Origin of the sequence: Marinobacter sp. UBA2498, from assembly GCF_002341575.1 — a bacterium.
GTDB classification, from domain to species: Bacteria; Pseudomonadota; Gammaproteobacteria; order Pseudomonadales; family Oleiphilaceae; genus Marinobacter; species Marinobacter manganoxydans.
The window spans coordinates 2,673-2,915 of record NZ_DDOI01000069.1; the positions used below are offsets into that span (position 1 = coordinate 2,673).

At 60.1% G+C, this 243-nt stretch carries 1 protein-coding gene; it reads left to right on the forward strand.

The features are described from left to right. The coding region (locus B2W52_RS09950; RefSeq protein WP_286802819.1) for an ABC transporter permease subunit at positions 1-243 on the forward strand (243 nt) is incomplete at both ends.

Sequence of the window (243 nt, forward strand, 5' to 3'; positions counted from 1 at the left end):
CGGTGATGCTGCCGCTGTTTCTCCCGGAAGGTGTGAACTTCGAGAAACTGGCCCGGGCGCTGATTGGTATAACCCTGTGGCAGTCCGCTTACATGGCGGAAGTGATTCGCGGTGGCCTGCAGGCCATTCCCCGGGGCCAGTATGAGGCTGCCGATGCTCTGGGGCTGGGATACTGGCGCAAAATGGGGCTGGTCATCCTGCCGCAGGCTCTGAAGATGGTTATTCCGGGTATCGTGAACACCT